The 25,837-nt window shown below is 65.8% G+C and carries 25 protein-coding genes, 1 tRNA gene and 3 pseudogenes; 9 read left to right on the forward strand and 20 right to left on the reverse strand.

The annotated features are described in order from the left end of the window. Window positions 1-52 precede the first annotated feature (52 nt). The 8 genes and pseudogenes from JAN5088_RS09230 to JAN5088_RS09265 all read right to left on the reverse strand — a co-directional run bounded on the left by JAN5088_RS09230 (window position 53) and on the right by JAN5088_RS09265 (window position 8,646). Window positions 53-1,339 carry an ATP-grasp fold amidoligase family protein gene (locus JAN5088_RS09230; protein WP_055682542.1) on the reverse strand — a complete coding sequence of 429 codons (1,287 nt, stop codon included), beginning with the start codon at window positions 1,337-1,339 and terminating at the stop codon, window positions 53-55. Then, the gene (mmsB, locus tag JAN5088_RS09235) at window positions 1,339-2,211 is read right to left on the reverse strand and encodes a 3-hydroxyisobutyrate dehydrogenase (protein WP_055682543.1); all 873 of its coding nucleotides are present in this window, start codon (window positions 2,209-2,211) and stop codon (window positions 1,339-1,341) included. Before mmsB ends, JAN5088_RS09230 begins: the two co-directional genes overlap by 1 nt. Then, window positions 2,208-3,251: an enoyl-CoA hydratase/isomerase family protein gene (locus tag JAN5088_RS09240; protein ID WP_055682544.1), complete on the reverse strand. Its 1,044-nt coding sequence runs from the start codon at window positions 3,249-3,251 to the stop codon at window positions 2,208-2,210. The genes mmsB and JAN5088_RS09240 overlap by 4 nt, the downstream gene beginning before the upstream one ends. Then, a complete protein-coding gene (locus JAN5088_RS09245; protein ID WP_055682545.1) occupies window positions 3,248-4,387 on the reverse strand; it encodes an acyl-CoA dehydrogenase family protein in 1,140 nt (379 codons plus the stop codon). Before JAN5088_RS09245 ends, JAN5088_RS09240 begins: the two co-directional genes overlap by 4 nt. A 122-nt stretch (window positions 4,388-4,509) precedes the next feature. Further along, window positions 4,510-5,100, reverse strand: coding sequence for a L,D-transpeptidase (locus JAN5088_RS09250; RefSeq protein WP_055682546.1), 591 nt, complete (start codon window positions 5,098-5,100; stop codon window positions 4,510-4,512). Between the two features lie 193 nt (window positions 5,101-5,293). Further along, window positions 5,294-6,418: pseudogene (locus JAN5088_RS18290) on the reverse strand (glycosyltransferase); the annotation flags it as partial. Beyond that, window positions 6,418-7,128 (reverse strand): hypothetical protein, encoded by a 711-nt coding sequence (locus JAN5088_RS09260; protein WP_143114950.1) that lies wholly within the window; start codon window positions 7,126-7,128, stop codon window positions 6,418-6,420. The pseudogene JAN5088_RS18290 and the gene JAN5088_RS09260, both read right to left, overlap by 1 nt. Before the next feature lie 21 nt (window positions 7,129-7,149). Beyond that, entirely contained in the window at window positions 7,150-8,646 is a 1,497-nt protein-coding gene (locus tag JAN5088_RS09265; RefSeq protein ID WP_055682549.1) for a CoA-acylating methylmalonate-semialdehyde dehydrogenase, read from the reverse strand. 103 nt (window positions 8,647-8,749) lie between these two features. Here JAN5088_RS09265 and JAN5088_RS09270 point away from each other — a divergent pair, with 103 nt between their 5' ends. The 3 genes from JAN5088_RS09270 to coaD all read left to right on the forward strand — a co-directional run bounded on the left by JAN5088_RS09270 (window position 8,750) and on the right by coaD (window position 10,234). After that, on the forward strand, window positions 8,750-9,121 hold the full coding sequence (locus JAN5088_RS09270) for a hypothetical protein (protein WP_143114947.1): 372 nt from the start codon (window positions 8,750-8,752) through the stop codon (window positions 9,119-9,121). 88 nt (window positions 9,122-9,209) lie between these two features. Beyond that, a complete protein-coding gene (locus JAN5088_RS09275) occupies window positions 9,210-9,647 on the forward strand; it encodes a CBS domain-containing protein (RefSeq protein ID WP_055682551.1) in 438 nt (145 codons plus the stop codon). Window positions 9,648-9,739: 92 nt separating this feature from the next. Further along, window positions 9,740-10,234 carry a pantetheine-phosphate adenylyltransferase gene (coaD, locus tag JAN5088_RS09280; RefSeq protein ID WP_055682552.1) on the forward strand — a complete coding sequence of 165 codons (495 nt, stop codon included), beginning with the start codon at window positions 9,740-9,742 and terminating at the stop codon, window positions 10,232-10,234. Window positions 10,235-10,703: 469 nt separating this feature from the next. Here coaD and ilvN read toward each other — a convergent pair whose 3' ends face one another. Next, window positions 10,704-11,267: an acetolactate synthase small subunit gene (gene ilvN / locus JAN5088_RS09285; protein WP_055682553.1), complete on the reverse strand. Its 564-nt coding sequence runs from the start codon at window positions 11,265-11,267 to the stop codon at window positions 10,704-10,706. Window positions 11,268-11,422: 155 nt separating this feature from the next. Here ilvN and JAN5088_RS09290 point away from each other — a divergent pair, with 155 nt between their 5' ends. Next, complete coding sequence (locus tag JAN5088_RS09290; RefSeq protein ID WP_055682554.1) at window positions 11,423-11,854, forward strand: EF-hand domain-containing protein; 432 nt, start codon at window positions 11,423-11,425, stop codon at window positions 11,852-11,854. A 455-nt stretch (window positions 11,855-12,309) separates the two neighbouring features. Here JAN5088_RS09290 and JAN5088_RS19255 read toward each other — a convergent pair. Further along, window positions 12,310-12,561, reverse strand: a pseudogene (locus tag JAN5088_RS19255) (IS5/IS1182 family transposase); the annotation flags it as partial. 58 nt (window positions 12,562-12,619) lie between these two features. On the opposite strand from JAN5088_RS19255, the gene JAN5088_RS18900 reads away from it, so the two are divergent. Together JAN5088_RS18900 and JAN5088_RS09300 are read left to right on the forward strand one after the other, a co-directional pair. Beyond that, window positions 12,620-12,766 (forward strand): hypothetical protein, encoded by a 147-nt coding sequence (locus JAN5088_RS18900; protein ID WP_158448477.1) that lies wholly within the window; start codon window positions 12,620-12,622, stop codon window positions 12,764-12,766. Between the two features lie 8 nt (window positions 12,767-12,774). Then, complete coding sequence (locus tag JAN5088_RS09300; RefSeq protein WP_055682556.1) at window positions 12,775-13,674, forward strand: site-specific integrase; 900 nt, start codon at window positions 12,775-12,777, stop codon at window positions 13,672-13,674. A 6-nt stretch (window positions 13,675-13,680) separates the two neighbouring features. Here the strand turns inward: JAN5088_RS09300 and JAN5088_RS09305 are convergent. From JAN5088_RS09305 to JAN5088_RS09330, 6 genes are all read right to left on the reverse strand, one after another. Further along, window positions 13,681-13,755 (reverse strand) — tRNA-Glu (locus JAN5088_RS09305). 107 nt (window positions 13,756-13,862) lie between these two features. Further along, the gene (recJ, locus tag JAN5088_RS09310; protein ID WP_055682557.1) at window positions 13,863-15,614 is read right to left on the reverse strand and encodes a single-stranded-DNA-specific exonuclease RecJ; all 1,752 of its coding nucleotides are present in this window, start codon (window positions 15,612-15,614) and stop codon (window positions 13,863-13,865) included. A gap of 1 nt (window position 15,615) precedes the next feature. Then, window positions 15,616-16,575, reverse strand: a complete 960-nt coding sequence (gene glpX / locus JAN5088_RS09315; RefSeq protein WP_055682558.1) for a class II fructose-bisphosphatase — start codon at window positions 16,573-16,575, stop codon at window positions 15,616-15,618. A 91-nt stretch (window positions 16,576-16,666) separates the two neighbouring features. Continuing rightward, window positions 16,667-17,698 (reverse strand): L-glyceraldehyde 3-phosphate reductase, encoded by a 1,032-nt coding sequence (gene mgrA / locus JAN5088_RS09320; RefSeq protein ID WP_055682559.1) that lies wholly within the window; start codon window positions 17,696-17,698, stop codon window positions 16,667-16,669. Between the two features lie 18 nt (window positions 17,699-17,716). Then, a complete protein-coding gene (locus JAN5088_RS09325; RefSeq protein WP_055682560.1) occupies window positions 17,717-19,006 on the reverse strand; it encodes a homoserine dehydrogenase in 1,290 nt (429 codons plus the stop codon). Between the two features lie 61 nt (window positions 19,007-19,067). After that, window positions 19,068-19,364, reverse strand: coding sequence for a hypothetical protein (locus tag JAN5088_RS09330; protein WP_055682561.1), 297 nt, complete (start codon window positions 19,362-19,364; stop codon window positions 19,068-19,070). 76 nt (window positions 19,365-19,440) lie between these two features. On the opposite strand from JAN5088_RS09330, the gene JAN5088_RS09335 reads away from it, so the two are divergent. Beyond that, complete coding sequence (locus JAN5088_RS09335; protein ID WP_055682562.1) at window positions 19,441-20,043, forward strand: TetR/AcrR family transcriptional regulator; 603 nt, start codon at window positions 19,441-19,443, stop codon at window positions 20,041-20,043. Between the two features lie 4 nt (window positions 20,044-20,047). Here JAN5088_RS09335 and efp read toward each other — a convergent pair whose 3' ends face one another. After that, complete coding sequence (gene efp / locus JAN5088_RS09340) at window positions 20,048-20,611, reverse strand: elongation factor P (protein WP_055682563.1); 564 nt, start codon at window positions 20,609-20,611, stop codon at window positions 20,048-20,050. 346 nt (window positions 20,612-20,957) lie between these two features. Between efp and JAN5088_RS09345 the strand changes: the two genes are divergently transcribed. Next, on the forward strand, window positions 20,958-21,287 hold the full coding sequence (locus JAN5088_RS09345) for a DUF6280 family protein (protein ID WP_055085756.1): 330 nt from the start codon (window positions 20,958-20,960) through the stop codon (window positions 21,285-21,287). Window positions 21,288-21,376: 89 nt separating this feature from the next. Here JAN5088_RS09345 and JAN5088_RS09350 read toward each other — a convergent pair whose 3' ends face one another. The 3 genes from JAN5088_RS09350 to JAN5088_RS09360 all read right to left on the reverse strand — a co-directional run bounded on the left by JAN5088_RS09350 (window position 21,377) and on the right by JAN5088_RS09360 (window position 24,241). Further along, window positions 21,377-22,096 (reverse strand): hypothetical protein, encoded by a 720-nt coding sequence (locus JAN5088_RS09350; RefSeq protein WP_055682564.1) that lies wholly within the window; start codon window positions 22,094-22,096, stop codon window positions 21,377-21,379. 109 nt (window positions 22,097-22,205) lie between these two features. Next, a complete protein-coding gene (locus JAN5088_RS09355; protein WP_055682565.1) occupies window positions 22,206-23,591 on the reverse strand; it encodes a TolC family outer membrane protein in 1,386 nt (461 codons plus the stop codon). Beyond that, window positions 23,588-24,241 carry a protein-L-isoaspartate O-methyltransferase family protein gene (locus tag JAN5088_RS09360; protein ID WP_055682566.1) on the reverse strand — a complete coding sequence of 218 codons (654 nt, stop codon included), beginning with the start codon at window positions 24,239-24,241 and terminating at the stop codon, window positions 23,588-23,590. The genes JAN5088_RS09355 and JAN5088_RS09360 overlap by 4 nt, the downstream gene beginning before the upstream one ends. Window positions 24,242-24,539: 298 nt before the next feature. On the opposite strand from JAN5088_RS09360, the pseudogene JAN5088_RS18295 reads away from it, so the two are divergent. Continuing rightward, window positions 24,540-25,837 (forward strand): annotated as a pseudogene (locus JAN5088_RS18295) (IS256 family transposase); the annotation flags it as partial.

A 25,837-nucleotide genomic window follows, 5' to 3' on the forward strand; every position in this document is an offset into this window, starting at 1 on the left:
TTTCAGCAGCAGCTTTCGAACTCGGTAGGAATAATGGCACCGACGGCAACTGTCAGTGCGCTGAAATTGTTCCATTTCTAAGGCTGTCGTTGCTTCCAAAGCTCTCGACAAGCCGTTGGACGACGTCGCCCGCCCTTGGATTGCCCCCCTCTGCCATAAGACGGAGTGCCTTGAAAGCATCCTGATCACCTCGGGAAGCCCGCATTTCCGCCATCAGAAGACGGTGTTGTTCGATCTGAGACTGTCCGATGGCAACCTCTGCCATGGAAACGAATTCCATCTCCCGCGAACGTCCCTTGAAGAACCCGCGACCGCATTGAATGGACTTCTGGAGTTCGTAGGCGGAGGAAACTGGTCCAAGCATTGCCGACGCGACCGTCAGGCAGGCCTGATAGTGTTCCTTCATCTCGTTCTTGGCCGCGACTTCTGTCCTGAACCGGTAGTCCCTCATGCCCAAGGCCGCACGTGCCTGTATTGCTCCCACGACTGCCGGATGCTGCCGGGTCAATGGCGTCTGGTCTTTATCCGCTGCGGCCCAGAAGCTATCGTAATCGATGTCGAAGCCTGACATCTTCTGGATCTGTTGCCCTCTTGCGGCTTGGTCGAGTTCTCTGATCACCGCGCGGGAAAAAGTCGCTGTTCGGGAATAGGGTGCACCGGGCCGAAGCGTAAATTCGCCAAAGACCGGACCATCCGGCGAATCGTAGCAGTCCACGCTCAAGAAGCGGGCACCGCTCGCTTGCGAAAGGTCACGTGCCATCTTGACCATTGCGGAAGCGTGGAGCGGCACGACCGGCGCGCCCATCTGGAAATATTCGGTATCAAAACTGAAATCCGTTCCACCCACCAACGGCATGAAGGATCCGTCGAAGTAGTATCCTCTTGCCGGTTTGGACGATCGATCGATCTGAAGAATCAGAGCGATCTGACCACCAAAGCAATAGAACTTGTAATCCATCGGAATGACATGTCCGGCCACCGTCGATTCCACCAGATCTTCCACCAGCCAGTAATCGGTCCGAACAGATATCCGACTTAGTTCATCCGTCGTGCGGATCTGAAGCGTGTTGAGGTCGAGAAACTTCCCAGACTCAAGTTGCTGCAGCAAGTAGATGTGCTTGCCACCAAAGAAACCCGAAGCCTTCAGAGCGAACTTCTTGGATGTAGTCGCGGAAATTGCTTCGGCGGCGGAATCGAAACGTTTGGACTCCGGAACCCGCCACCCACGAGACCTAGCAAACTCTGCACCGACCAGCTTGTCCTCAAGATGTTCCGGAACCTCGTCTGGTCCAAGAGCCACGCGATAGCGTCCGTGAAGCAGGGCATAAAAGATAGACATTAGTGGCGTCTATCGCGGGATGAGCGGAGCAACAATGCCGAAAAATCTCGTCCTCGCCCGTCCTCGGTTTCGACGAATTCGGCGTATTGGCGCAGCGCCTCCGCCCCCACGGGCGTCGCGGCATCGACGGCGTCGGCGGCCTGCATGGCCAGCCTCATGTCCTTGACCATCAACTCCGCCGCGAATCCCGGTTTGTAATCGTTGTCGGCCGGCGATTGCGGCCCGATTCCCGGGGCAGGACAGTAGGTCGTGAGCGACCACGATTGACCGGAGGAGGTCGAGGCGACGTCATACATCGCCTGACGGTCCAGCCCAAGCTTGTCGGCCAGCGCGAAGGCTTCGCATGTCACCGCCATAGTGGCGCCCAGGATCATGTTGTTGCAGATCTTTGCCGCCTGACCATTCCCGGCGGGGCCGCAGTGCACCGTCCGTCCGCCCATCACATCCAGAAGCGGCTGCACAGTGACGAGCGCCTCGGCCCGCCCGCCGACCATGAAGGTCAGCGTGCCGGCGGTCGCACCGACGACGCCGCCGGAGACCGGCGCGTCAAGGGCGTGAACCTCCCGATCGGCCGCCTGGGCCGCGACGGCCCGCGCGCTGTCGACGTCGACGGTGGAACAGTCCAGCAGGACAGCCCCGGGCGTCATGGCGGGCAGGACCTGATCGGCCACGGCGCGCAAGACGGCGCCATCGGGCAGCATGGTGATGACGACATCGGCCTGCATCGCGGCGTCGGCGGCGCTGTCCGCTGCGTTGACGCCGTCCGGCATCGGGGCGGCGGTGTCATGGCCCCGGACGTCGTGACCGGCGGCGGCAAGGTTCGCGGCCATGGGCCCGCCCATGTTGCCCAATCCGATGAAACCGATTCTCATGTCCAGACCTCCAGATCAGGGGCGAGCGGCCCGAGCGGGCGCAGCATGTTCTCCACATCCATCCGCGACACATCGGCTGCCGAGGCGTGTTTCCAGCGGGGCGCGCCGTCCTTGTCGATGATGCGGGCGCGAATGCCTTCGATGAAATCGCCGTGCTCCATGGCGCGGAAGGTGAACCGGGCCTCCAGCCCGAGCGCCCGTTCGATCGTCGGGTCGTCGCGCAGACGGCGCAGGATCTCGACGGTGCAAGCCATCGACAGCGGGGCGTTCTGCGATAGGGCCTGACGCAGCGTGTCCGCCGCCGAACCCTCGCGTCCATCGAGCGCCGCGGCGACGTCGGCCAGCGTGTCGTGGGCGAACAGCGCGTCAATCTCGGCCTGCATGCCGGCCAAGGCGGCCTCGGGCGGGGCAAGGGCGGCGGCTTCGACGGCGGCCACGTCCCCCGTTTCGACCAGCGCGTCCTTCAGGTCGCCCCACTCCTCCGGCACGTAGTGGTCCGCGAACCCCGCCCGGATCGCATCGCCCGGCCCCATCCGCGCGCCGGTGACACCGAGGTATTCCCCCAAAAGGCCCGGTGCATTCGCGAGGATGAACGTGCCGCCCACGTCGGGCGCGAGGCCGATGGCACATTCCGGCATGGCGATGCGGCTGTCGTCGCGCACGATCCGGTGTGAGCCGTGACACCCGAGGCCCACGCCGCCGCCCATCGTGAATCCGTGCAGGAAGGTGATGACGGGCTTCGGGAAATGGAACAGCTTGGCGTTCAGGCGGTATTCGTCCGCCCAGAAACGCCGCCCGTAATCGTAGCGCCCTTCGATGCCGGCCTCGTGCATGGCGATGATGTCGCCCCCGGCGCAGAAGGCACGGCCGGGTACGGCGTCGATCAGGATCACCTGAACATCGTCCTGCAACCGCCAGTCATCCAAGGCCTTTTCGATTCTGAGGCACATGTCCCAGCTCAGCGCGTTCAGGACGTCCGGACGGTCCAGCGTGATGCGCCCCGCGCGACCCTCGACGCGGATGTGGATGTCGTCGCTCATCCCTTCAGCAGACCGCGTGCCACGATCATCCGCATGATCTCGTTCGTGCCCTCGAGGATCTGATGCACCCGCAGGTCGCGCACCAGCTTCTCGATTCCGTAGTCGGCGAGGTAGCCGTAACCCCCGTGTAATTGCAGGCATTGGTCCACCACCCGGCTTCCGGTTTCCGTCACCAGCTTCTTGGCCATCGCGCAGAACTGCGTGGCGTCCGGCGCTCCGGCGTCGAGCTTCCACGCGGCCTGCCGCAGGAAGACGCGCGCGGCCTGAAGGTCGATCTCCATGTCGGCCAGGCGGAATTGCAAAGCCTGGAACTGGTCGATGGTCTGGCCGAAGGCCCGCCGTTCACCCATGTAGTCGAGAGTCATGTCCAGCGCCTGCTGCGCCGCGCCCAGCGAACAGGCCGCGATGTTGAGGCGCCCGCCGTCGAGCCCGGCCATCGCATAGCGGAACCCCTGTCCCTCCTCGCCCAGCAGATCCTCGGCTGGAACCGGGCAATCGTCGAGCTGCACCTGACGCGTCGGCTGCGACCGCCACCCCATCTTGTCCTCCAGCGCGCCGAACGACAGACCTTCGGCCCCGTCCTGCACGATCATGGCCGAGATGCCCTTCGGCCCGTCCTCGCCGGACCGCGCCATGACAATATAGGCGTCGGAATATCCTCCGCCGGAAATGAACGCCTTGGTCCCCGTCAGGCGCCAGCCCTCGTTCGTGCGCTCGGCACGGGCGCGAAGGGCCGCCGCGTCCGACCCGCTGCCGGGTTCGGTGAGGCAATAGCTGAAAACGGTTTCCATGGTGACGGCACGGGGCAGCCAGCGCGACTTCAGGTCGTCCGACCCGAAGCTGTCGATCATGCGGGCGCACATGTTGTGGATCGACAGGAACGCCGCGACCGACGGGCAGGCCATCGACAGCGCCTCGAACACCAGCGTCGCGTCGAGCCGCGACAGGTTCGACCCGCCCTGTTCCTCCGAGACGTAGAGTGCACCGAAGCCCAGTTCCGCAAGCTTGGGCCACAGATCGCGGGGAATGGTGCCCTCCGCTTCCCACCGGCGGGCATGGGGCGCGATTTCTGCCTGGCCCAGGTCGCGCGCCACGTCGAAGATGGCTTCCGATTCCTCGGACAACGCGAAATCCATCGAATGACCCTCCCCAGCCGGCAATCGAACGCTTGTTCAATTATGGCCGGGATGACCTTTCGGGGCAAACGAAAACGCCGCCCCGAAAAGGGCGGCGTCGGGCGGGCGGGCCATGGCGCCCGTCAGATCAGGCGAACCTGCGTCCCGATAGGCGTGATCTCGAACAACTCCGCGATCTTGTCGTTATAGAGCCCGATGCAGCCCGAGGACGACCGCCGCCCGATCTTGCGCGTGTCATGCGTGCCGTGGATGAGATAGGCCGGCCAGTCCAGATACATCGCGTGCGTGCCGAGCGGATTATCCGCCACGCCACCCTCGATCGTGATGGGCAGTTCGGGGTTGCGGCGACGCATGTCGGCAGTGGGTGTCCAGCTGGGCCCGACCTTCTTGCGGACGATCTGCGAATAGCCGCGGCGCGTCAGCTCCTCCGACATGGGGACGGAAGTAGGATAGAGGCGATAGTCCGTGCCCGTCGAATCCCAGTAGTGCAGCGCCCGTGACGTGGTGTCGGCGATGATGGTGGCCGCGCCCAGCGTGTCGAAGTGATCGCGCCAGTCGATCATCTTGAAGCTCGAGGTATTGCGCCGCGTCTCGGTCGGTCCGGTCACGCCGCCGAACTGTTCGGCCGTATAGGTCTGCGCGCGCAGGATGGTGGGCGTCGCAAGTGCCGCAGCGGCACCGAGCATCAGCGAACGGCGGGTCGAACGGGTCATGGCTGCTCCTTCTCTCTGGAAGGGCAGATACCGTCCGAACTTCAATGCAGAAAGGGGCCGGCCGTTCACAATCGCGAAAGCGCGCCTTTGATGGGCGAAAAACCGCCCACCCCAAACCGGCGCGGAGGACGTCCTCCAGACGCGACAGGAGCGCCGCATTGTCGAACCGCGTCTCTGCCGTCTGCCGGGCCGCGTCCATCATCTCCTGCGGATCGGCGGTCAACGCCCGTCCGATCAGCGCGGTGAACTCCTCCAGATCGTGTTCCGCGCCGAGCCAGCCGTTGACGCCGTGGTCCACCGCTTCGGGAATGCCGGCATGGCGGGTGGAGACGACGATGCAGCCGGAGGCGAGGGCCTCCTGTATCGCGGTCGGAAGGCCCTCGGCGTCACCCGACGGGCCGACCACGGAATGCTGCAGGAAGACCTGCGACGTCGCCAGCGCCTCGCGCACGACCCTATGGGGCTGCGCGCCGTCGAACGAGACGCGGTCCGCGATGCCGAGCCGCCGGGCTTCTGCTCGCGTGCGCTCCAGCAGGGGGCCGTCGCCGATGAAGCGAAGGCGGGCGTCGGGCAGGTCGGTCGCGGCGGCGGCGAAGGCGCGCAGCGTCGTCAGCGGCGCCTTCTTCTCGACCATGCGCCCGATGGCGACGCAGGACCCCGGCACTTTTTCGCCCGGCCGGAAGCGTCGCGTGTCGACGCCGGAAGGAATGACGTGGGTGTCGGGGTGCGTCAGGTCCTTGGCAGCAAGCTGGTCGACGAGAAACTGGCTGACGGCGATGACGCCGGTGAGCTGCGGGATCAGGGTCCGGTAGCCGCGCAGGCGGCGCGGCTTTGCCAGTTCTTCAGTGGCGTCCCTGCCGCGGAAGTAGGAGAAACAGGGGATGCCCAAAGCCTTGGCCGCAGGAACGACTTTGGCCATCCGGCTGCCCATTTCCGACAGGACCATTTCGACTTTTTCATCCAGAAGGAAGCGCCGCAACGCAGCTTCGCCGGTTCCGAAAGGCACGTGACTGGTGCCGTAGACGCGCAGGTTCCGAAGCCTCTCCGGCAACGACAGCAGCAGAGGCAGGCCGCGCGGCCGTGTCGCGCCGATGTCGAAGATCGCCTTGTCGTAAGGGTTCTCACCGCTCGATGCGTCCGTCGAGATGATGCAGGTGTTCCCGCCAAAGAGCCGTTCGATGTGCCGATTCACGAAGGTTTGCCCGGGCATCGGGTGAGAGCCGACGAGGAGGGCGGTTCGGGGGTTGGTCATGGAGGGGTCCTTGGTCATCTGCACGCAGGGGCCGCCCGGGCTCGCGCAATTTAGCTGTTGCAGCATTACTTCTTCGTCCACGACGATCGGTCGACTTCCACCACCTTGATGATGCCCTGCTCATCACGCCAGTCGCGCCCGGTATCGTGAATGAGGGCGCCGCCATCCGGCGCCTTCAGAAAACGACAACGATACGCGCCGAGCCAATCATTGAGGGTGGGATTTGCAGGGCGCCGCATCTGCTTCTCGGGGTCGAGTGCCGGGTCCATCCGGGACGCCAGTTCGCGCAGGAAGACGCCATCGGCCAAGGCCGGGCCGGTGTTGAACAGGGGCTCGATCCTTGGTGCCGCCCAGAGCCGCCGTAGGCCGCTGACCCGTGTCCGCTTTTCGCTGAAATCCCTTTCACCTTTCCGACCATGATGAACGCTGACGAACGACACCATTCGCACCCTGTGATCGAGCCAGTCAGCCGCGATCTCCAGGTCGATCGGCGCGAGGCAGCGCCAGTCGTCCTCCAGGTGCAGCACGGGGCCATCAGGCACGCGCGACCACAGTCGGGTCACGGCGGCGCCGAAACCCGGCGCCTCCGGCTCGAACACCTCCGCATTGGGGAAGTGCCGGCGGATCACCTCGACGGCTTGGGCTTGATCCGCCTCGGTCCCCATAGCGGGATCGACGTTCACGAAGACCGGACCGTCGGGCCAGCCCGGCCGCAGGTGACGGTCGAAGTCCTCCAGCGTCCGGGCAAGAAGATCAGGCCGCCGCACCGCGGTCAACGTAACGGCCCCGCGCATTGTTTACTCCATGACAGGAATCGAGAATTCGCCGCCTTCCTTGATGCCTGACGGCCAGCGGGCGGTGACGGTCTTGGTGCGGGTGTAGAAGCGGAAGGCGTCGGGGCCGTGCTGGTTCAGGTCGCCGAACATGGATTTCTTCCAGCCGCCGAAGGTGTGGTAGGCCAGCGGCACCGGGATGGGCACGTTGACGCCCACCATGCCCACGTTCACCCGCTTGGCGAAGTCACGGGCGGCGTCTCCGTCGCGCGTGAAAATGGCGGTGCCGTTGCCGTATTCGTGGTCCATGGCGAGCGCCAGCGCCTCCTCATAGGTGGCGGCGCGGACACAGGACAGCACAGGGCCGAAGATCTCCTTGCGGTAGATCTCCATGTCCTTCGTCACCCGGTCGAACAGGTGGGGGCCGACGAAGAAACCGTCCTCGTATCCCTGCAGCCCGAAGTCCCGGCCGTCGACCACAAGTTCGGCTCCCTCGTCGATGCCCGACTGGACCAGGCGCAGGATGTTCTCCTTGGCCGCCGCCGTTACCACGGGGCCGAAATCCACGTCGTCGCCTGCGGTGTAGGGGCCGACCTTCAGTGCCTCGATCCGGGGGACGAGCTTTTCGATCAGCCGGTCGGCGGTTTCCTCGCCCACGGGCACGGCGACCGAAATCGCCATGCAGCGTTCGCCGGCGGCACCGTAACCGGCCCCGATAAGGGCGTCGGCGGCCTGATCCATGTCGGCGTCGGGCATGACGATCATGTGGTTCTTGGCGCCCCCGAAGCATTGCGCCCGCTTGCCGTTCGCCGCGGCGCGCTCGTAGATGTAGGCGGCGATGGGCGTCGAGCCGACGAAACCGACGGAGGCGATGCCGTCATGGTCCAGGATCGCGTCGACCGCCGCCTTGTCACCGTTGACGACCTGCAGGATGCCTTTGGGAAGACCTGCCTCCTCCAGCAGTTCGGCCAGCATCATCGGCACCGAAGGGTCCCGCTCCGAGGGCTTCAGGATGAAGGCATTGCCGCAGGCCAGCGCCGGGGCGAACATCCACATCGGGATCATGGCAGGGAAGTTGAACGGCGTGATCCCGGCGGTGACGCCCAGCGGCTGGCGCATGGAGTAGATGTCGATGCCGGGCCCGGCCGAATCAGTGAAGTCACCCTTCAGCAGTTCGGGCGCGCCGATGCAGTATTCCACCACCTCCAGCCCGCGCTGAACGTCGCCCGCCGCATCGGGCAAGGTCTTGCCGTGCTCGCGGCTCAGCGCTTCGGCCAGCTTGTCCATGTCGCGGTTCAGAAGGCCCACGAAGCGCATCAGGACGCGCGCGCGCCTCTGGGGGTTGGTCGCGGCCCAAGCGGGCTGCGCCGCCGCGGCGATCTCGACCGCGCGATCCAGAACGTCCTTGTCGGCAAGGGCCACCTGCGCCTGAACCTCGCCCGTGGCGGGGTTGTAGACGTCGGCCGTGCGACCGTTGCCGGCGACGGTCGCACCGTCGATCCAATGTCCAATCTGCTGCATCTGACCTCTCCCTGCTTTCGGATTGGTCATAGACCGGACGATGCCGGGCGAACAGGGGCTGCGCGTTGACGAAGCCTCAACCTTTGGCCGGCAGAAGGGTGACATGGTTCGCATGTTCCTCCTCCTGATGCTGCTGCCCGGTCTCGCCGGATGCGCCGTCGTCTTTCCGCCGCCCGATCCGGACCCGACCCGCGTCGTGACCTGCGGGCATCTCGTCGCGCTGGCGGGCGCCGTGGTCGACGGGCGCCAGGCCGGCCAGTCGAGGGAGGAGCAGCGCCAGTTCGTCTCGCGCGGGTCGCCCATCCCGAATACCCACCTGGGCTATGTCGAAAGCGTCTACGACTGGCCACGTCCGACCACCGCCCGCGGCTGGGCGGACTTGCGGGCCCGGACGGCTGCGGCGGCGCAGCTGAACTGCCTCAACTATCCGGTCGCGGTTCTGGGGGGCCCCGTCAGCCCGCCTGTCCTGCCGTGACGAAAATGTCCTGCATCCGACGATGCTTGACTTGACGATGCGTCAGAGCGACGCTCGATCCTATCGCATCGACCGAGGGAGGCCCGTCATGTTCGTCAGCCAGATCCTGTCCATGAAGTCCACGCAAGGCGTGCTGACCATCAACCCGGGGACTTCGATCGCCGACGCCGTGGGCGAACTGGGGGCCCGGCGTATCGGTGCATTGGTGGTCTCGACCGACGGCACCCATGCGGAGGGCATCCTGTCGGAGCGTGACATCGTGCGCGAACTGGGTCGCGAAGGCGCGGCCGTGATGGAGCGTACGGTCGGCGATCTGATGACGCGCGACCTGCAGACCTGCGTCCCCGGCGACGATGCCCAAAACATCCTGAGCCGCATGACCGAAGGCCGTTTCCGTCACATGCCGGTCGTCGAGAACGACACCCTGATCGGGCTCGTATCGCTGGGCGACGTGGTAAAGGCACGGCTGAGCGAAGTGTCGATGGAGAAGGACGCCCTGACGGCGATGGTCTCCGGCTACAGCTGAGGCGACAGTCTGCCGGGTTCAGACCGGGTGCCTGCTTGAACCCCGTGCGACGCCGTGCAAGCGTGGCGTGACAGCCCTGCGGAGACGGCCCCATGCGCACCGCGCTCTATCCCGGCACTTTCGACCCGATCACGAAGGGCCATATCGACATCATCAAGCGGGCCTGCACGCTGGTCGACCGGCTGGTGATCGGAGTGGCCATCAACCGGGACAAGGGGCCGCTGTTCTCGCTGGAAGAGCGGGTCGCCATGGTCGAGGCGGAATGCGCCTTCTGGTCGGAACGGACGGGTACAGAGATCATTGCCCACCCCTTCGAGAATCTGCTGATCGATTGCGCCAGCGACGTTGGCGCGCAGATGATCGTGCGTGGCCTGCGCGCCGTCGCCGATTTCGAGTACGAGTATCAGATGGTCGGAATGAACCGTATCCTCAACGACAAGATCGAGACGGTCTTCATGATGGCGGAAGCCAAGCATCAGGCCATCGCGTCCAAGCTGGTGAAGGAGATCGCGCGCCTCGGCGGCGACGTCTCCGCATTCGTCACGCCCCCCGTGGAAAAGGCCCTACTCGCGCGGTTTGCATCCTAGGTATCAGGGTGCGTTGGACGGTCCCGGTCGATGCGCTGTCGCTGACGGTTTTTCGCTCGTTCTCATAGCCTGACGGATTGATGTTCGCGGCCACCCAATCGCGGGTGCCCGTTCCGGGATGTCCGTGCCGCCGATGACCAAAATCCCGGATCGCCTGATGGTCCTTTCTCGGGGCGGACTTTGATATGACGGAACCGGATCGCATGTATCGAACCGCACCGTGGTTGGTCGGGAGGAGACATACGATATTAGGCTTGCCGAAAATGATTGGTTTGGGGAGGGCGTCCGTCTCCGCACCGCTCGCGGGGGGACCGAGACCGGCCCATCCAGCACGTCTTATCCGGGCTTAAAGCACGTCGGCTGCGCAAGGCAACGTACCAAGACGATCGCGCGATCGAGGCCTCGGCAAGATGACAGCCGGAGTTCGGCGGAACCGGTTGGAACCTCCGGATGCAGCGGACCCGATGCGTCAGGCGTTGCCGCGCGACAGGGCCGCGATGCCGGTGCGGGCCATCTCGACCAGGCCGATGGGACGCATCAGATCGGCGAAGGCGTCGATCTTCCGCGAATCCCCCGTGATCTCGAACACGAAGCTGTCGAGGGTGCTGTCCACCACGTTCGCCCGGAAGATCTCGGCCAGACGGAGCGCTTCGATGCGCTTGTCCCCGGTGCCCGCGACCTTGAACAGCGCCAGTTCGCGTTCGACCGCAGCGCCTTCGACCGTCAGATCGTGCACCTCGTGCACTGGAACGATGCGTCCCAGTTGCGCCTTGATCTGCTCGATCACCTGCGGGGTGCCCACGGTGACGACGGTGATGCGCGACTGATGGCCCTGATGGTCCACCTCGGCCACGGTGAGGCTTTCGATGTTGTAGCCGCGGCCGGAAAACAGCCCAATTACCCGCGCCAGGACACCTGCCTCGTTGTCGACCAGGATGGCGAGGGTGTGCCGCTCCTGCACATCCGAAAAGTTCGGGCGCAGGTTGTAGGCGGAATGGCTGCTGGAGCCTTTCTTGAGCTTGAGCGGCGACATCTGATCCCTCCGACATGTGCGTCGGTGTTGTGCCGTGTTTCGCCACGCGATGGAAGGCTGCTCGGAACCTGGCGCGAGGGGCATGTGTTGTCGGGCCAGAGGCGGAACGGGCGTGCCGTTCCGCGAACCTGCAAGACACCAAGGAGCCTTTTACGATGAAAGCCACCAAGTTCTTCACCGCATCCGCTTTGGCATTCATGCTTGCCGGTCCGGCCGCCGCGCAGATCGCGATCCGCGCCCATGACGTCGACGGCGACGGCATGCTGACCGGCGCGGAGTTTCGCGACCTGTTCGACGCCGACGGCATCGTCAGCCTCGCGGCCTATGACACGGACGGCGATGGCCAATTGTCCGAAGCCGAGTTCGACGCCGCATTCGCCGATGCCAACGTCCATTGGGGCACCCTCGGCTATGGCTCGACGACGTATACCGATTGGGACCTCAATTCCGACGGTCTCGTCGCGCAGGACGAATACACCCAAGGGTTCCTCGTGATCTACGACCGCGACGGGTCCGGATCTATCGAGGGCGCCGAGCTGGAGCAGATGGAGGCCGACTTCGCCGCGGACGGCATTTTTGCCGGCTGACCTTCGCGTTGGCCATTTCAATATCAAGGGCGGTCCTGCGGTGACTCATTCCGCGCGGTGAAACCCAAGGTAGTCAAGACGGTCGGCCCAAGAGGGTCGGCCGTTTTTCGTTCGCCTCAGGAAGCATTGGGCAGCTCTATTCTGCCGCCAGCCTTCTAGCATTCACACACGTTGAAGGCTCCTCCGGGCTCTGCTGCACGGAACGCGATGAAGGCTGAGCTTCCGCTTTCCCCGATCGGCTCGGGCGGCGGGTCTTGTGACGGGGTGCCGAGGGCGGTCAAGCGGTTCGGGAGGGCGAGGCGGACCTGGAGTTCGGCGGTATGGCGATCGAAGGTGAGGCATCGAGCCGCCATGGGTCCGAGACCGATGCCGAACGGCGGCAGGCTTCTGGCCGGGCAGCGTCATGCAGTCTATCCGCTGACCGGCAGGGTCATGCGAAGCATGATCCCGAGAGGTTTCGTTTCGGCGCGGCTTCGGCGGTGATGGCCGCTTCGGTTGCGCCAGATGGTCCTGCAGAGGCGCTTGGTGGTGCGCAGCGCCTCATTCCCGACTGCCGCCCCGGGGCTGGCCTTCTTTCACGGCTTGGCGTTGCGCCCGGGAGGAATGACCGCGTCGACGCCCCGGCTCGCGATGGCATCGCGGCAGCCGCGGGTGTCGCAGGCGCCATCGGCGGTGACGGCGGCGATCTCCTCATCTGCCGGAACCTGGCGACGACGACATCCGCAGTGGCACAGGGCCACTCCGTCATCGAAACGGGAGACATACATGAAGATCGAGATCGATCGCAAAGCACTGGCCGATCCGAGCGCCACGGTCACCGATAGTGGCGCGAAGCTGCGGTCTTCCTACCAGTTCACGATCGAGCGGCGCCGTGTCCGAAGGCAACTCGCTCATCGGGGAGACGTCCGATGAGGACCGAGATGAACAAGGATCTGTTCGCCGGTCTCGTCGCAGCAGCCCTGGCGGATGCGCAGATCGCCGCCTTCGGTCTACGAGAGACTGTCATCCCGGCATGGCCGCCGGCGAAGCGCGCATTTCCCGCCGACCTCGCTCGCCGGCTGGAGCGGGCTGAAATTTTCGACGAAGGGTTCATCGACGAGATGGGCGCCTTGATCGAAGTGCTTGCCGCCCGAATCTCGGAGGGCACGCATGTCGGCTGGGAGGCGGACGAGGGTCACGTTCGCGGTGGCTACGAAGTCATCCACCTGGAAGAGGAGACGCCCGCTCTGGTGCGCTGCGCAAACGATCTGCACGCCGTCAGGGAAGCGGTCACCGAGATGACCCGGAACGAGCGACTTTACATCCGGTTTCAACCATCAAAGCGTGGATCGTCTGAAGTCCAGCTTCCGCTGCCCTGGGATTTCATGCTGGAGGCCGCCAATCTCCCCGCAGATGCCGCCGCCTACCTTCTGACCGAAAAGGGCACGCCATTCGCATCGTCGGGCTCGCTCGACAACGCGGTCCGTAAATGGACCATCGCGGCGGGTCTCTGCGAGCCTGCGCTCGACGACGAGGGCAACCCGATCCTGGAAAAGAACGGGAATCCGAAGATGCGCGCTACCCGATCGCAGCATGGCATCCGCAAGCGCCGCGCAGAGCAGATCGCAGAGGCGTCCGGATCGGTTTACGAGGTGATGGCCTACTTGTCTCACAGTGATCCCAAAACCGCCGCGATTTACACCAAGCGGGTGGACCGGGCAAAGCTCGCCGAGCGCGCATTTGTGCGCGCCGAGGCGGCCGCAGAAGCCCGGAGTGTCCCACACCCCGAAAATCGTGGGACACTGGGAGCCGTAGAGCCCAGTAAAATAACGGAAAAATAGGGAGAGTGGCAGCCCGTAGGGGAATCGAACCCCTCTTTCCAGGTTGAAAACCTGGCGTCCTAACCGATAGACGAACGGGCCACGTTCTGGCGTGAGGGGTGTTTAGGCGAGGGGTTCGGGCCCTGCAAGCGGTTTTTGGGCGGTGGAGCGGGGAAATTCCAGGCGATTTCGGAGTGGGAACATCGTCCTCAGCCGGACGGAGTTTCGCTGGTCAGGGACAGGTCTTCCAGCTTCAACTGTACGTCCTCCCGGCCTTGCCATCGGTTGAGGTCCAGGCGGCCCGCGACGTGCATCGGGGCGCCTGCCGCGCGGTCGATCGCCTCCGCGATCCCTGTCGTCGACGCGCGGAATGCGATGGCGTCCAGCCGCAACGGGCCGCCGCCGGTGAACGTCACCTTGAGGTGCCCGTCGCCGACGGGGCGTGCATGGGCCACCCTCAGGTCGGGGAAGGCGAAGCGTGGGGCAGAGGCCCCCTGGCCGAACGGCCCCGCCTGTTCGAGGCGCGCGATCAGGTCACGGGTAGCCGCACCAGGCATCAACGTGGCGTCGATCCGCAGGTCGCGCGGCCCCTCTGCGCCCGCTCCCTGCCGCTTCAGAAGGTCGCCCAGGCGCGTCATCGCGGCTTCGATCCCGTCGGCCCGAACGGTCAATCCGGCTGCCATTCGGTGTCCACCGCCCTTGACCAGCAATCCTTCCGCCACGATCCGCTGCACCGCTACACCCAGATCGACACCGGCGACCGAACGCGCAGACCCCTGCGCCAGGCCGTCGTCGCGTATGCCGATAACGACTGCCGGCTTGTTCAAGGCTTCCTTCAGGCGAGAAGCGACGATCCCGACCACGCCGGGATGCCAGCCTTCGCCGCAGGCCCAGGCGAGGGGGCCACCGCGCGCCTCGGCCTGTTCCAGCGCCTGTTCCGTGACGCGCGCCTCGATCCCGCGGCGTTCGGCGTTCAGCACATCGAGACGTTCGGCCAGGGCGGTGGCCTCTGCCTCATCAACGCTGGATAGCAAACGGGCCCCCAGATCCGCCGCACCGATGCGACCGCCCGCGTTGATGCGCGGGCCGAGCAGATATCCCAGGTGATACGGCGTCGGCGGCCCGTCCATCCGGGCGACATCGGCCAGCGCGCGCAGGCCCGGACGATTGCGGTCGCGCAGGACGCGAAGGCCCTGATGCACGAGGGCACGGTTCACGCCGATCAGCGGCGCCACGTCGGCCACGGTAGCCAACGCCACGAGGTCGAGCATCTGCATCAGGTCCGGACCTGTTCGGCCTTGCACCCTGAGCCTCCGGTTCGCCTCGACCAGGACGAGGAAGACGACGGCGGCGGCACAGAGATGCGCGAGATCCCCGGTTTCGTCCTGACGGTTCGGATTCACGACAGCCACCGCCGGGGGCAGCGTCTCCCCCCCCAGATGGTGGTCGATGACGATGACATCGGAGTCTTCCGCCGCCGCGAGCGCCTCGTGCGAGAGGGTTCCGCAATCGACGCACACGATGAGGTCATGGTCCCGCGCCAAGTTGCGGATGGCCGGTGCGTTCGGACCATAACCCTCGTCGATGCGGTCGGGAACATAGGTCGTGGCCGACAGCCCGAGTTCGCGCAGCCAGACGACAAGAAGGGCGGCCGACGCGCCGCCGTCGACGTCGTAGTCGGCGAAGATAGCGATACGCTGTCGCCCGGCCACCGCCGCCAGCAGCCGATCCGCGGCCACGCCCATGTCGCGCAGCGTCAGCGGGTCGGGCAGTAGGTCCCGCAACCTGGGCTCAAGGAACGCCGCCGCGTCTTCGGGCAGGACGCCGCGCCGGGCCAGATGGCGCGAAAGGGCGACGGGCTGTCCAGTCTGCGCGATGGCTTCGGCGAGGCGTTCCTGTTCGGGGTCGAGCCCCACCCACCGACGGCCGGTGGCCGATGACACGACGCCGAGCCAGCCCACGTCAGGTCGGGTTGCGATAGATCATCCGGCGGACCGACCCCGTCTTGGACCGCATCAGGATCGTTTCGGCCGTGAGGTATCCGACCTCGCGCCGGATGCCTGCAAGGATCGACCCGTCGGTCACGCCGGTCGCAGCGAAGATCACGTCCTGCGTCACGAGGTCGTCGCGCGTATAGACGCGGTCCAGGTTGGTGATCCCGGCCTTCTTCGCGCGCCCCCTTTCGTCGTCGTTGCGGAAGGTCAGGCGACCGAACATCTGGCCGCCCATGCATTTCAGGGCGGCGGCGGCCAGAACGCCCTCCGGCGCGCCGCCCGATCCCATGTACATATCGATGCCGGTCTGTGCGGCTTCGGCACAATGGATGATGCCCGCCACGTCTCCGTCGGTGATCAGGCGGATCGCGGCGCCGGTGCTGCGGATGTCCTCGATCATCTGCTCATGCCGGGGGCGTTCCAGGACGCAGACGGTGATGTCCTCGGTCGAACATCCCTTGGCGGCGGCCAGCGCGTTGACGCGCTCGGCGGGCGACATGTCCATCGTCACGACGCCGGTGCGATAGCCGGGGCCCACCGCCAGCTTGTCCATGTAGACATCGGGGGCGTGCAGCATCGACCCGCGCGGCCCCATGGCGATGACGGTCAGGGCGTTGGGCATGTCCTTGGCGGTCAGCGTGGTGCCTTCCAGAGGGTCGAGCGCGATGTCCACTTCGGGTCCCTTGCCGGTGCCCACTTCCTCGCCGATGTAGAGCATGGGGGCTTCGTCCCGCTCGCCCTCGCCGATGACCACGGTGCCGGCGATGTCGAGCAGGTTGAGTTGATCGCGCATGGCGTTGACGGCGGCCTGATCGGCGGCCTTCTCGTCGCCGCGGCCGATCAGGCGCGCGGAGGCGAGGGCGGCGGCTTCGGACACGCGGGCAAGGCCCAGGGACAACATGCGGTCGTTGAAATCGGGCTTGGGCATGGGACGGATCCTGTAGGTGGGGTCACGCCCGGCTTAGGTCGCGCGGGGCCGGGCGGCAAGGCTGGGGGCGCTAACGGCGGCAAAATCCGGGTCAGACTTCCTCCGAGGACTTGGCCCAGAGGTTCAGGCCCTTCTCACCCGACAGCGCGTCGATCCGGGTCAGTTCGTCATCCGTGAAGTCGAGGTTCGTCGTGGCGCCGACGCAATCGACCACCTGTTCGGGTCGCGATGCCCCGATCAGGGCGCTGGTCACGCGCCCCCCGCGCAGAACCCAGGCGATGGCCATCTGCGCCAGCGTTTGCCCCCGCGCCTGCGCGATGTCGTTCAGGCCGTTCAGCGCCTCGATCATCTCGGGCGTCACGGAGTCGGGGTTCAGCGATTTGCCCTGCGTCGCGCGGCTGCCTTCGGGGATGCCCTTCAGGTATTTTCCGGTCAGCAGGCCCTGCGCCAGCGGCGTGAAGACGATCGACCCGATCCCCTCGGCGTCGAGCGTGTCGAGCAGGCCGTCACGTTCGACCCAGCGGTTCAGCATGTTGTAGCTGGGCTGATGGATCACGCAGGGCGTGCCGAGGTCGCGCAGGATCGCCGCCGCCTCGGCAGTGCGTTGCGAATTGTAGCTGCTGATCCCGACGTAGAGCGCGCGGCCCGACCGGACGATGTGGTCCAGCGCGCCCATCGTCTCCTCCAGCGGGGTGTCGGGGTCGAAGCGGTGGGAGTAGAAGATGTCGACGTAATCGACCCCCAGCCGTTTCAGCGACTGGTCGCAGGACGCGATCAGGTATTTCCGGCTGCCCATCTCGCCGTAGGGACCGGGCCACATCAGATAGCCCGCCTTGGACGACAGGATCATTTCGTCCCGATGGCCGGCGAAATCATCGCGCAGGATCCGGCCGAAGGCGGCTTCGGCGGCGCCGGGCCGGGGGCCGTAGTTGTTGGCCAGATCGAAATGCGTGATCCCGTGGTCGAAGGCGGTGCGGCAGATGTCGCGCTTGGTTCGGTGCGGCGTGTCGTCGCCGAAGTTGTGCCATAGCCCGAGAGAGATCGCCGGCAGCTTCAGGCCCGAACGCCCGCAGCGGCGATAGGGCATCGTGTCATAGCGGTCGGCGGCGGGGGAATATGTCATGGGGTATCCTCTCTCGGGTCAGGCGGGGGTCTGGATCTGCAATGCCACCGGGTCGCCGTTGACGACCCCGGTCGCTGCCAGACCATCGATTGCGGCGGTCAGATCGCCCGGCGCGCAGGGGTGCGTCACGATGAGGACGGGGGCGTCGTCGCCCGTATGGTCGTACTGACGCATCCGCGCGATCGAGACACCGGATTTGCCGAGGACAGTCGCCACCCGTGCCAGCGCACCCGGCTCGTCGCGCAGCATCATCCGCAGGTAGTGCGGGCATTGCGTTGCCACATTGGCGCGGACGGGGCGGGACAATGTCGCGGCCGGCTGGCCGAAGGGGGGCAGGGTGAAGCCCCTCGCGATGTCGCAGACGTCGCCCATCACCGCGCTGGCTGTCGGACCTTCGCCCGCTCCCGCGCCGCGCAGGACGATCTGGCCCACCGCGTCGCCTTCGATCACCACCATGTTGGTGCCGCCTTCCAGCTGGCCCAGGGGGCTGTCGACGGGAACGAGGGTGGGGCGCATGGACTGTTCGATGCCGGCATCGGTGCGCCGCGCCTCGCCCAGCAGCTTGATGCGGTATCCCATGTCGCGCGCGCGGCGGATGTCGTCGATGCTGACCCGTTCGATCCCCTGAAGCTGTACGCCCTCGAAATCGACCTGCGTGCCGAAAGCGATGGCGGACAGGATGGCCAGTTTGTGCCCGGCATCGATGCCGCCCACGTCCAGCGTGGGATCGGCCTCGAGATAGCCGAGCTGCCGCGCTTCCTCGAAGACGTCGGCATAGGGTAGGCCGGCGGATTCCATGCGCGTGAGGATGTAGTTGCAGGTGCCGTTCATCACTCCCGACACGCGGCTGATGGCGTTTCCGGCCAGCCCCTCGGTCAGCGCCTTGATGCAGGGAATGCCGCCCGCCACCGCCGCCTCGAACCGCAGGGGGGCGCCATTGGCCTCGGCCAGTTCGGCGAGGGCCTGTCCGTGCAGCGCCAGCATTGCCTTGTTGGCGGTCACGACGGCCTTGCCCGCGCCGAGCGCCGCTTCGGTCGCGGCCTTCGCCGGCCCGTCGGATCCGCCCATCAGTTCGACGAAGATGTCCACATCGTCCCGCCGGGCGAGCCTCACGGGGTCGTCTTCCCACGCCGTGCCCGACAGGTCCACGCCGCGATCCCGAGCGCGGTCGCGCGCCGAGACGGCCACGATCGAGACGTCTCGACCCGTCCGCAAGGTCAGCATCGCCGCGTGATCCTGCACGATGCGGACGACCCCGACGCCGACCGTGCCGAGCCCCGCGATTCCGAGGCGAAGGGGAGTGGTCATGCGCAAGTCTCCTGTGGTGTTCGGATCGGGTTAGCGGCTGGAACGGGGCGGCGCAACGCCGTCAGATCGGCGCGTCCCGCAGCCGGGCGGCCCGGTCGCGCAGCGCGATGGACCGCGCGGCCAGATCGCCTGTCACGGGAGCGGGGACGCTGGCGCGCGACAGAGCGGCCCCCCGTACACGAAGGGGAGCCCCCACGGTCGCGGCTGCGGAGGTGCGTGCGCCCTCTACCAGAAGCGGATCAAGCGGAACGAGCATTGGATAGGGCTGCGCCCGCGCCTCGGATGAGATCGTGCGCTCCGCGAGCGGAAGCTCGGCGCAGGCCGCAACGAGTATGACAAGGGGCAGGAAGCGGATCATGCGGGGCAGGGTAGGGGGTCGACCGGCCCGTCACAAGACGCTTGGAATTGAACGCCCGTTCGGTTTATCCGGATCCATGGCGAGACCAAGCGGATCAGATGCGGGTGTGACCGGCCCGCGCGTGCATGCTGCGGCCGAGCGGCTGTTCGCCCGCTCGGGCTATGCTGCCGTGTCGATGCGCCAGATCGCCGCCGAGGTGGGGATCGGGGCCGGCGCGCTCTATCACTACACGCCCGACAAGCAGACCCTGCTGCGCCGCCTGATGCTGGACCATCTGAAGGACCTTCTATCGGCCTGGGCGGAGGCAGATCCCGGCGGCGATCCGATAACACGGCTGGATGCCTTCGCGCGCTTCCACATCCGGTTCCACCTCGACCGGCCGGATGCCGTCTTCATTGCTTACATGGAGCTGCGGTCGCTCGACCCCGACAACTTCTCCGCGGTCGAAGCCAGGCGGAAATGCTATGAGGCGATCCCCGAGACCATCCTGCGGGACGGCGTCGCGGCCGGTCGGATGCGGTTGGCCGACCCCAAGGTGGCGTCCGTCGCGCTTATCGCGATGCTGACGGGCGTGAACACCTGGTATCGTGACGGCGGGCGGCTGGACCGCGCCGCCGTGGAAGGCATCTACGCCGATCTGGCGATGGGGCTGGTCGGCGCGCGGCGCGGGGCCGGCTGACGGGTCAGGCCCGTTCGGAGTATTCCATCGTCTCGGTATTGACGATGATGTCCTCGTCCTGGCCCACGAAAGGGGGCACCATGACGCGCACGCCGTTATCGAGCAGCGCGGGCTTGAAGCTGTTGGCCGCCGTCTGACCCTTCACCACCGGCTCGGTCTCGACGATCTTGCAGGTGACCTTCTGCGGCAGCGTCGCGTTCAACGCTTCGTCCTCGTAGTATTCGACCAGCACCATCATCCCGTCCTGAAGGAAGGGGCGGCGCTCGCCGAGGATGTCGGCGTCGAGCTCCACCTGGTCGTAGGTGTCGGTATCCATGAAGACCAGCTTTCCGTCCGTCTCATAGAGGAACTGCTGGTCCTTCTGCTCCAGCCGCACCCGCTCGACCTTGTCGGCGGACCGGAACCGCTCGTTCAGCTTCGAGCCGTTGCGGAGGTTCTTCATCTCGACCTGCGCGAAGGCGCCGCCCTTGCCGGGCTTGACGTGATCGACCTTGACCGCCGACCAGAGATGGCCGTCGTGTTCGAGGACGTTGCCGGGTCGGATTTCGTTGCCGTTGATCTTGGGCATCTGGAAGGCTCATGCTTTTGGCTGGGATTGATCGTCTTTATCCAGCGGGTCCATGTCAGGCAAGACGAACGGCGCCGCACAACGCTTCCGCCCTCAGGATGCAGTCAGATGCAAGGGCCGCCTTTCATATAAAGAAGGCAAAATGTTGACGAAACCTTGATCTTTGGACGTTGTCCCCCACATTTCGTGCTGGAACACCGGTCTGGACCAAACTATCCGGCATGCCCCGCCTGCTCGCATGATGCTGACGCAAGTGGGGTATTCCAATAACGCATAGCCCGAATCACATTCGGGGTGTTAGGTCGACGCACCGGGGAAGATGCAAGAGTATTACGGAGATTGCGGAATGACCAATTTTGTCGATGCAACGGCGTTCAATTTCGAGCAGGGGCAGCGTGCGCGCAAGCTCTTTGCCGCTGTCGTGCTCGCCGCGCTCGACGACGCCATCTCGGACGACAAGAAATTCGGCAACGGTCCCGAGCAGATCGCCCGCTGGGCAAGGTCGCGCGATGGGCGTGAGGTGCTGTCCTGCGCGGGCATCGACCCGAACGAGCGGGTCGTCTCTGGTCTGATGGAATTTGTCAGCCGCGGCGTCCGCACATCGGTCGCGCTGTCGCGCGAGGAGAGTGAACGGCGCCAGGCCGCCGAACTAGCCGAGGCTGCCGAAGCCGCCTGATCAAGGCGATCGGGAAAATGGAAAAAGCCGCGCCGAAGTGAACTCCGGCGCGGCTTTTTCTTGACCGACAACGGATTGCAGGCCGGTCTTCAGTCGAATTCGTCCGACGCGAGCATCAGCCGGATTTCCCGCCGAACCAGCTTGCGAACGTTTCTGGTGATCCGCTCCCCAAGCTCTCCCGACAGTTCCTGCCGCACGATTTCGGCGATCATGTCCCGCAGGGCATCCTGATCCAGCAGATCGACCGTGGCCAAGTCGGAAAGGTCGACCTCCTCCGGCTCGACATCCGCGGATGGCGACGTGGGGGCGTCAGTCGCCATCTCTTCATAGTCCGCATCTTCGGCATAGACGGCGGCGAAATCGGCGGCGGCGAAATCATCCTTTTCCGGTTCCCGCGATGCGGTAAAGTCCAGCGGGGCATCTGCACCCACGTCGCGCAACTCATCCTCTGCCCAGATCACCGTCCCGTCCGGGCCGTCGCTTGCCGCTTCGGTGTCGGTGACGGCATCGGTCGACAGGTCGTCGAAGGGTTCGTCCAGGATCTCGTCCGGCAGATCGCGCAGGATGTCGGAGAAGTCCGGCATGTCATCGGGTACGGAGCCCGACAAATATTCCGCGTCCAGATCGTCGCGTTCCTGCTGAGCAAGGGTGGGAATGGCCTGGAAGGGGTCTTCCGACTCGATCACGCGGTTCTGGGATTCGAGCACCAGCGCCGGTCCATCGGCCGTTCCACGCGTCGTCGGGCCGTCGTTCGCCACCAGCCGCCGTATCGACGAAAGGACATCCTCGATGTCTTGTGTCTGCGCCATTCCCGTGTCCCCGTTATGCCGCCCGCGCGGCCTGCATCGTCCTTCGGGACGGTAGCATTACGAAGGGGGGAGCCGTCCATCGGCTGCCCCGCAGAAATCCGAAAACCGGTCAGTTGCGACCGAAACGCCGCATCACGCTGTCCAGTCGTCCGCCCTGGGACGAAGGCCTCGTGCCGGTCGCCTGCGGCGCATTCGACACCACGTTATAGTAGACGGAGGGATCGTAGCGCTCGACCGAAAGGCCCAGGTGTTCCGTCGTCAGAAGACCCATGGCCGCCAGCACGTTGTAGATCGCCAGTTGCGCGTCGGATTCGGCCTGCAACTGATCGGTCCGCGCATCGAGCAGGTCCTGTTCGGCATCGAGAACGTCGAGTGTCGTCCGCGCGCCAAGCTGGGCTTCCTCGCGGAAACCTTCAAAGGCGAGCTGCGATGCCCGGACGCCTTCGCGCGTGGCGCTGATCTGGGCCCGCGCGACCTCCAGCCCGGCCCAGGCGCGCCCGACGCCATCGACGATGGCCCGGCTTGTCTGTCCCAAGTCGGCACGAGCGCCCTGAGCCCGCGCGATCGCCTGACGTTGCAGCGCGGGAAGACGACCGCCGGTGTAGAGCGGCACCCGACCCTGAAGCTCCACGCGAAGGCTGTCATTCTCGGGCCGCGTGCGCCCGGCCGACCCCTGAAGGTTCACGCTGGGCAAGCGATCGGCGGCGCGGGCATCGGCAAGAAGGGTCAGGGCGGCGATCTCGTGTTGTCCGGCCGAGATGAGGGGGTGAACCTGGAGCGCCAGCTGCTGCGCGCTTCCGACCGTCGCAGGCAGTTGGGGCGAGGCGGGGGGATCCTGCAGGTTGCCCACCGGCAGCCGACCCACGGTCAACCGGAAGACTTCGAGCGCGATGTCGACCTGTCCGCGCGCGGCGGCAAGGGCCGACTGCGAGGACGACAGGCGCGATTGCGCGATGGCCACGTCGGTCCGGGTGACTTCACCGACCTCGAACCGGTCCTCGGCAGCGCGCAACTGTTCCCGGATCAGCCTGACGTTGTTCTCGCGTACATCGACGATGCGCACGGCGAGCCGCAGGTCGAAATAGGCGGTGATCGCATCGAGCAGGACATTCTGTTCGAACTGCACGAGGCCGAAGCGTGCACCCAGAACCGACTCCTTCGCGGCGCCGATCCGCAGATACCGCTGTCCTCCGTCCACCAGCGTATAATCGAGGACCAGTGCCAGCGACCCGCCCGTCGACGTGGTGCGGGGGATGAACGGCGTTTCCGCGGTCGTCTTGGAGTAGTTCGCCTGGAAGTTGACGGCCGGGCGCAGGGCGGACACCGCGATGGCGACGTCCTCATCCGTGGCGCGCAGCAGATAGCGTTGCTGTTCCAGGAGCGGGGAGGACCGATACGCCGCGATCAGGACGTCGCTCAGCGTGTCGGCATGGATCGGCGCCGCCATCACGATGGCCACCGCGGTTGCGGCGATGCCGCGCCACGCGCCCCTCACAGCTGAAACTCCCGCACGGCCGCAAAGCCCGGTAGCACCGGACTCGTGGCGTTGAAGACGAAGCGCCAGCTCATATGGCCGTCGACCTTCTGTCCGATGCGGGCCTCGCCCAACGCCCCGTCTTGGAATATCGCGGCCATCCGACCCTCCTCGGTCAATTGTTCGATCAGCGAGGCGGGTAGGCGCTCGACACCGCCATCAATCAGGATGACGTCGAAGGGCCCGGCCTTGGCAGCGCCTTCCGACAACGTGCCCTGCAGGACAACGGCGTTCACGATATCCATTCCCGCCAGCGCGGCTTCGGCTTCGGCCGCGAGCGTTTCGTGCTCCTCGACCATCACGACGGAGTCGGCCATGCGTGACAGGACAGCAGCCGAATATCCCATGCCACCGCCAATGACGAGAACCTGGTCCTCCACCTGAATGTCTAGCGCGTCCAGCAGTTTGGCCAGTGTCCGCGCCTCCATCATCTCACGTCCGGGGGCGAGGTTGACGGGCGCAGCCATGTAAGCCACGGGCCGGGCCGCCGGGGGAACGAAGGCTTCGCGCGGAACGTCGAGCATGGCCGCGATGATCGGAAACTTCGTCACATCCGACGGCCGGATTTGAGTGTCTACCATCATTGTACGCAGTGTCTGGGACGCAGGCATGGCAATCCGAACCCATCGGTCTGTTTTCTGTTGCGTCCAGAAAGCATGTCTGTCCCGATGCTGCAACGGCAAAGCCGGAAGCGGCATGACGGGAACGCGAGGCCGTCGCCCGATTGCATCGGTGGGGGCGCAAACGACAGTTTCGAAGCGGTCGGATGGCTTCGTCAGACGCCGCCGAACGATCCTGTCCCGCCGCGTTGTGTGGGTTCTGGTTGAGGTGGTCACCGGCGATGTTCCGGCAGGGTCTGGTTGTTGGCGCCGGCCTGGACCGGAAAGACCACCGACGGCCGTTGACGCGATGGACTTGCGCGACCTTGTCGAGAAGGCCCCGGATGCTGACCTTTTGCGCGAGATGGCCGGCTGTGCAGCCAGGCGCGTGACGGAAAGAAAGGTCGGTGCCGCCACTGGCGCGGCTTATGACCGGAAGGACCCGGCCCGACAGGCGCGGCGCAACGGCTATCGCGACCGGGACCGGGGGGCTCGGTCCGGAACGGTCGGACTGTGCGTTCCGAAGCTTTGGAAGGGCGTGCCCGCGGCACCTTCCCCGGCCTTCTCGAGCCGCGCCGGATGGCCGAGAAGGCGCGGACTGCCGTGATCCGGGAAGCCTGTATCAGGGCATCCCCACGCGCTTTGTCGACGACCTCGCGAAGGCCATGCCCTGCCCGGCAGGCGCGTGTGCGGCATGCTGCCGAAAGGGGGCATGAGCGGCACCCCGAAGAGCCAGGCGTCACGGCCCTGCGGCGAGATCGATGGCAAGGTGAAGGCGTTTCTCGACCGCCCGGTCGAAGGTGATCGGCCTTGCCTCTGGATCGACGCCACCTGCCTCGAGGTTCGCCGCGGCGGACGGATCGCGTGGGTCGCCGTCATCATCGCCGCAGGCGTCGACACGAACGGGCGCCGCGAGGTCCTGGGCATGGAAACAGGGACATCCGGGGCAGAACCGGTCCGGACCGAGTTTCTGCGCGGGCTGACGCGGCGCGGTTTGCGGGGAGTGAAGCTCGTGATCTCGTCCGTCGGGCAAACAGTCCCCCGGGCTGTCTGGCTGACCCTCCTCCACCCCATAAAGGCATCGAGGCAGCCGCGACAAAGATGCTGTGCGCCACATGGCAGCGCTGCCGGGTCCGTTTCCAGCGAAACGTTCCGGCCCACGCGGGCAAGAGCGGCAGGCGGGTTGCCCGGCCTTCATCGCCACCGCCTTCGCTCAGGACACCGCCAAAGCCGCGAGCACCCGTTGGCGTGCCGTCGCCGATCGGCTTCGTCCCGAGGTGCCGAAGCTGGCGGACGTCATGGATGACGCCGGGCACGACGTCCCGACCTGCATGACCTTTCCGAGGGAGCATCGTGCCGGGCCGCGCTCCGCGACTCCGATCGAGCGTCCGAACGGCGAGATCCGGGCGGCGCACCAGAGGCGTGGGCGTCTTCCTGATGACGATGCCACCCCCCGCCTCGTCGGCCCGCCGCTCCTCGAACAGGACGATGAATGGGCGGTCCAGCAGGGGGCGGTACGTGACACTGGAACCCATGGACCCTTCGAGCGAAGATGCCATCGTCAGCCTGCCCGTCGCAGCACGCCGATCAGGCACACCCGCGCCGGAC

The sequence above is a fragment of the Jannaschia rubra genome (assembly GCF_001403735.1).
Taxonomy (GTDB): domain Bacteria; phylum Pseudomonadota; class Alphaproteobacteria; order Rhodobacterales; family Rhodobacteraceae; genus Jannaschia; species Jannaschia rubra.

Bases quoted from the DNA above. Each gene is read 5' to 3' on its own strand.
- JAN5088_RS09230 (WP_055682542.1), bottom strand. From the start codon at position 1,339: ATGTCTATCTTTTATGCCCTGCTTCACGGACGCTATCGCGTGGCTCTT.
- mmsB (WP_055682543.1), bottom strand. From the start codon at position 2,211: ATGAGAATCGGTTTCATCGGATTGGGCAACATGGGCGGGCCCATGGCC.
- JAN5088_RS09240 (WP_055682544.1), bottom strand. From the start codon at position 3,251: ATGAGCGACGACATCCACATCCGCGTCGAGGGTCGCGCGGGGCGCATC.
- JAN5088_RS09245 (WP_055682545.1), bottom strand. From the start codon at position 4,387: ATGGATTTCGCGTTGTCCGAGGAATCGGAAGCCATCTTCGACGTGGCG.
- JAN5088_RS09250 (WP_055682546.1), bottom strand. From the start codon at position 5,100: ATGACCCGTTCGACCCGCCGTTCGCTGATGCTCGGTGCCGCTGCGGCA.
- JAN5088_RS09265 (WP_055682549.1), bottom strand. From the start codon at position 8,646: ATGCAGCAGATTGGACATTGGATCGACGGTGCGACCGTCGCCGGCAAC.
- JAN5088_RS09270 (WP_143114947.1), top strand. From the start codon at position 8,750: ATGGTTCGCATGTTCCTCCTCCTGATGCTGCTGCCCGGTCTCGCCGGA.
- JAN5088_RS09275 (WP_055682551.1), top strand. From the start codon at position 9,210: ATGTTCGTCAGCCAGATCCTGTCCATGAAGTCCACGCAAGGCGTGCTG.
- coaD (WP_055682552.1), top strand. From the start codon at position 9,740: ATGCGCACCGCGCTCTATCCCGGCACTTTCGACCCGATCACGAAGGGC.
- ilvN (WP_055682553.1), bottom strand. From the start codon at position 11,267: ATGTCGCCGCTCAAGCTCAAGAAAGGCTCCAGCAGCCATTCCGCCTAC.
- JAN5088_RS09290 (WP_055682554.1), top strand. From the start codon at position 11,423: ATGAAAGCCACCAAGTTCTTCACCGCATCCGCTTTGGCATTCATGCTT.
- JAN5088_RS18900 (WP_158448477.1), top strand. From the start codon at position 12,620: ATGAAGATCGAGATCGATCGCAAAGCACTGGCCGATCCGAGCGCCACG.
- JAN5088_RS09300 (WP_055682556.1), top strand. From the start codon at position 12,775: ATGAACAAGGATCTGTTCGCCGGTCTCGTCGCAGCAGCCCTGGCGGAT.
- glpX (WP_055682558.1), bottom strand. From the start codon at position 16,575: ATGCCCAAGCCCGATTTCAACGACCGCATGTTGTCCCTGGGCCTTGCC.
- mgrA (WP_055682559.1), bottom strand. From the start codon at position 17,698: ATGACATATTCCCCCGCCGCCGACCGCTATGACACGATGCCCTATCGC.
- JAN5088_RS09325 (WP_055682560.1), bottom strand. From the start codon at position 19,006: ATGACCACTCCCCTTCGCCTCGGAATCGCGGGGCTCGGCACGGTCGGC.
- JAN5088_RS09330 (WP_055682561.1), bottom strand. From the start codon at position 19,364: ATGATCCGCTTCCTGCCCCTTGTCATACTCGTTGCGGCCTGCGCCGAG.
- JAN5088_RS09335 (WP_055682562.1), top strand. From the start codon at position 19,441: ATGGCGAGACCAAGCGGATCAGATGCGGGTGTGACCGGCCCGCGCGTG.
- efp (WP_055682563.1), bottom strand. From the start codon at position 20,611: ATGCCCAAGATCAACGGCAACGAAATCCGACCCGGCAACGTCCTCGAA.
- JAN5088_RS09345 (WP_055085756.1), top strand. From the start codon at position 20,958: ATGACCAATTTTGTCGATGCAACGGCGTTCAATTTCGAGCAGGGGCAG.
- JAN5088_RS09350 (WP_055682564.1), bottom strand. From the start codon at position 22,096: ATGGCGCAGACACAAGACATCGAGGATGTCCTTTCGTCGATACGGCGG.
- JAN5088_RS09360 (WP_055682566.1), bottom strand. From the start codon at position 24,241: ATGCCTGCGTCCCAGACACTGCGTACAATGATGGTAGACACTCAAATC.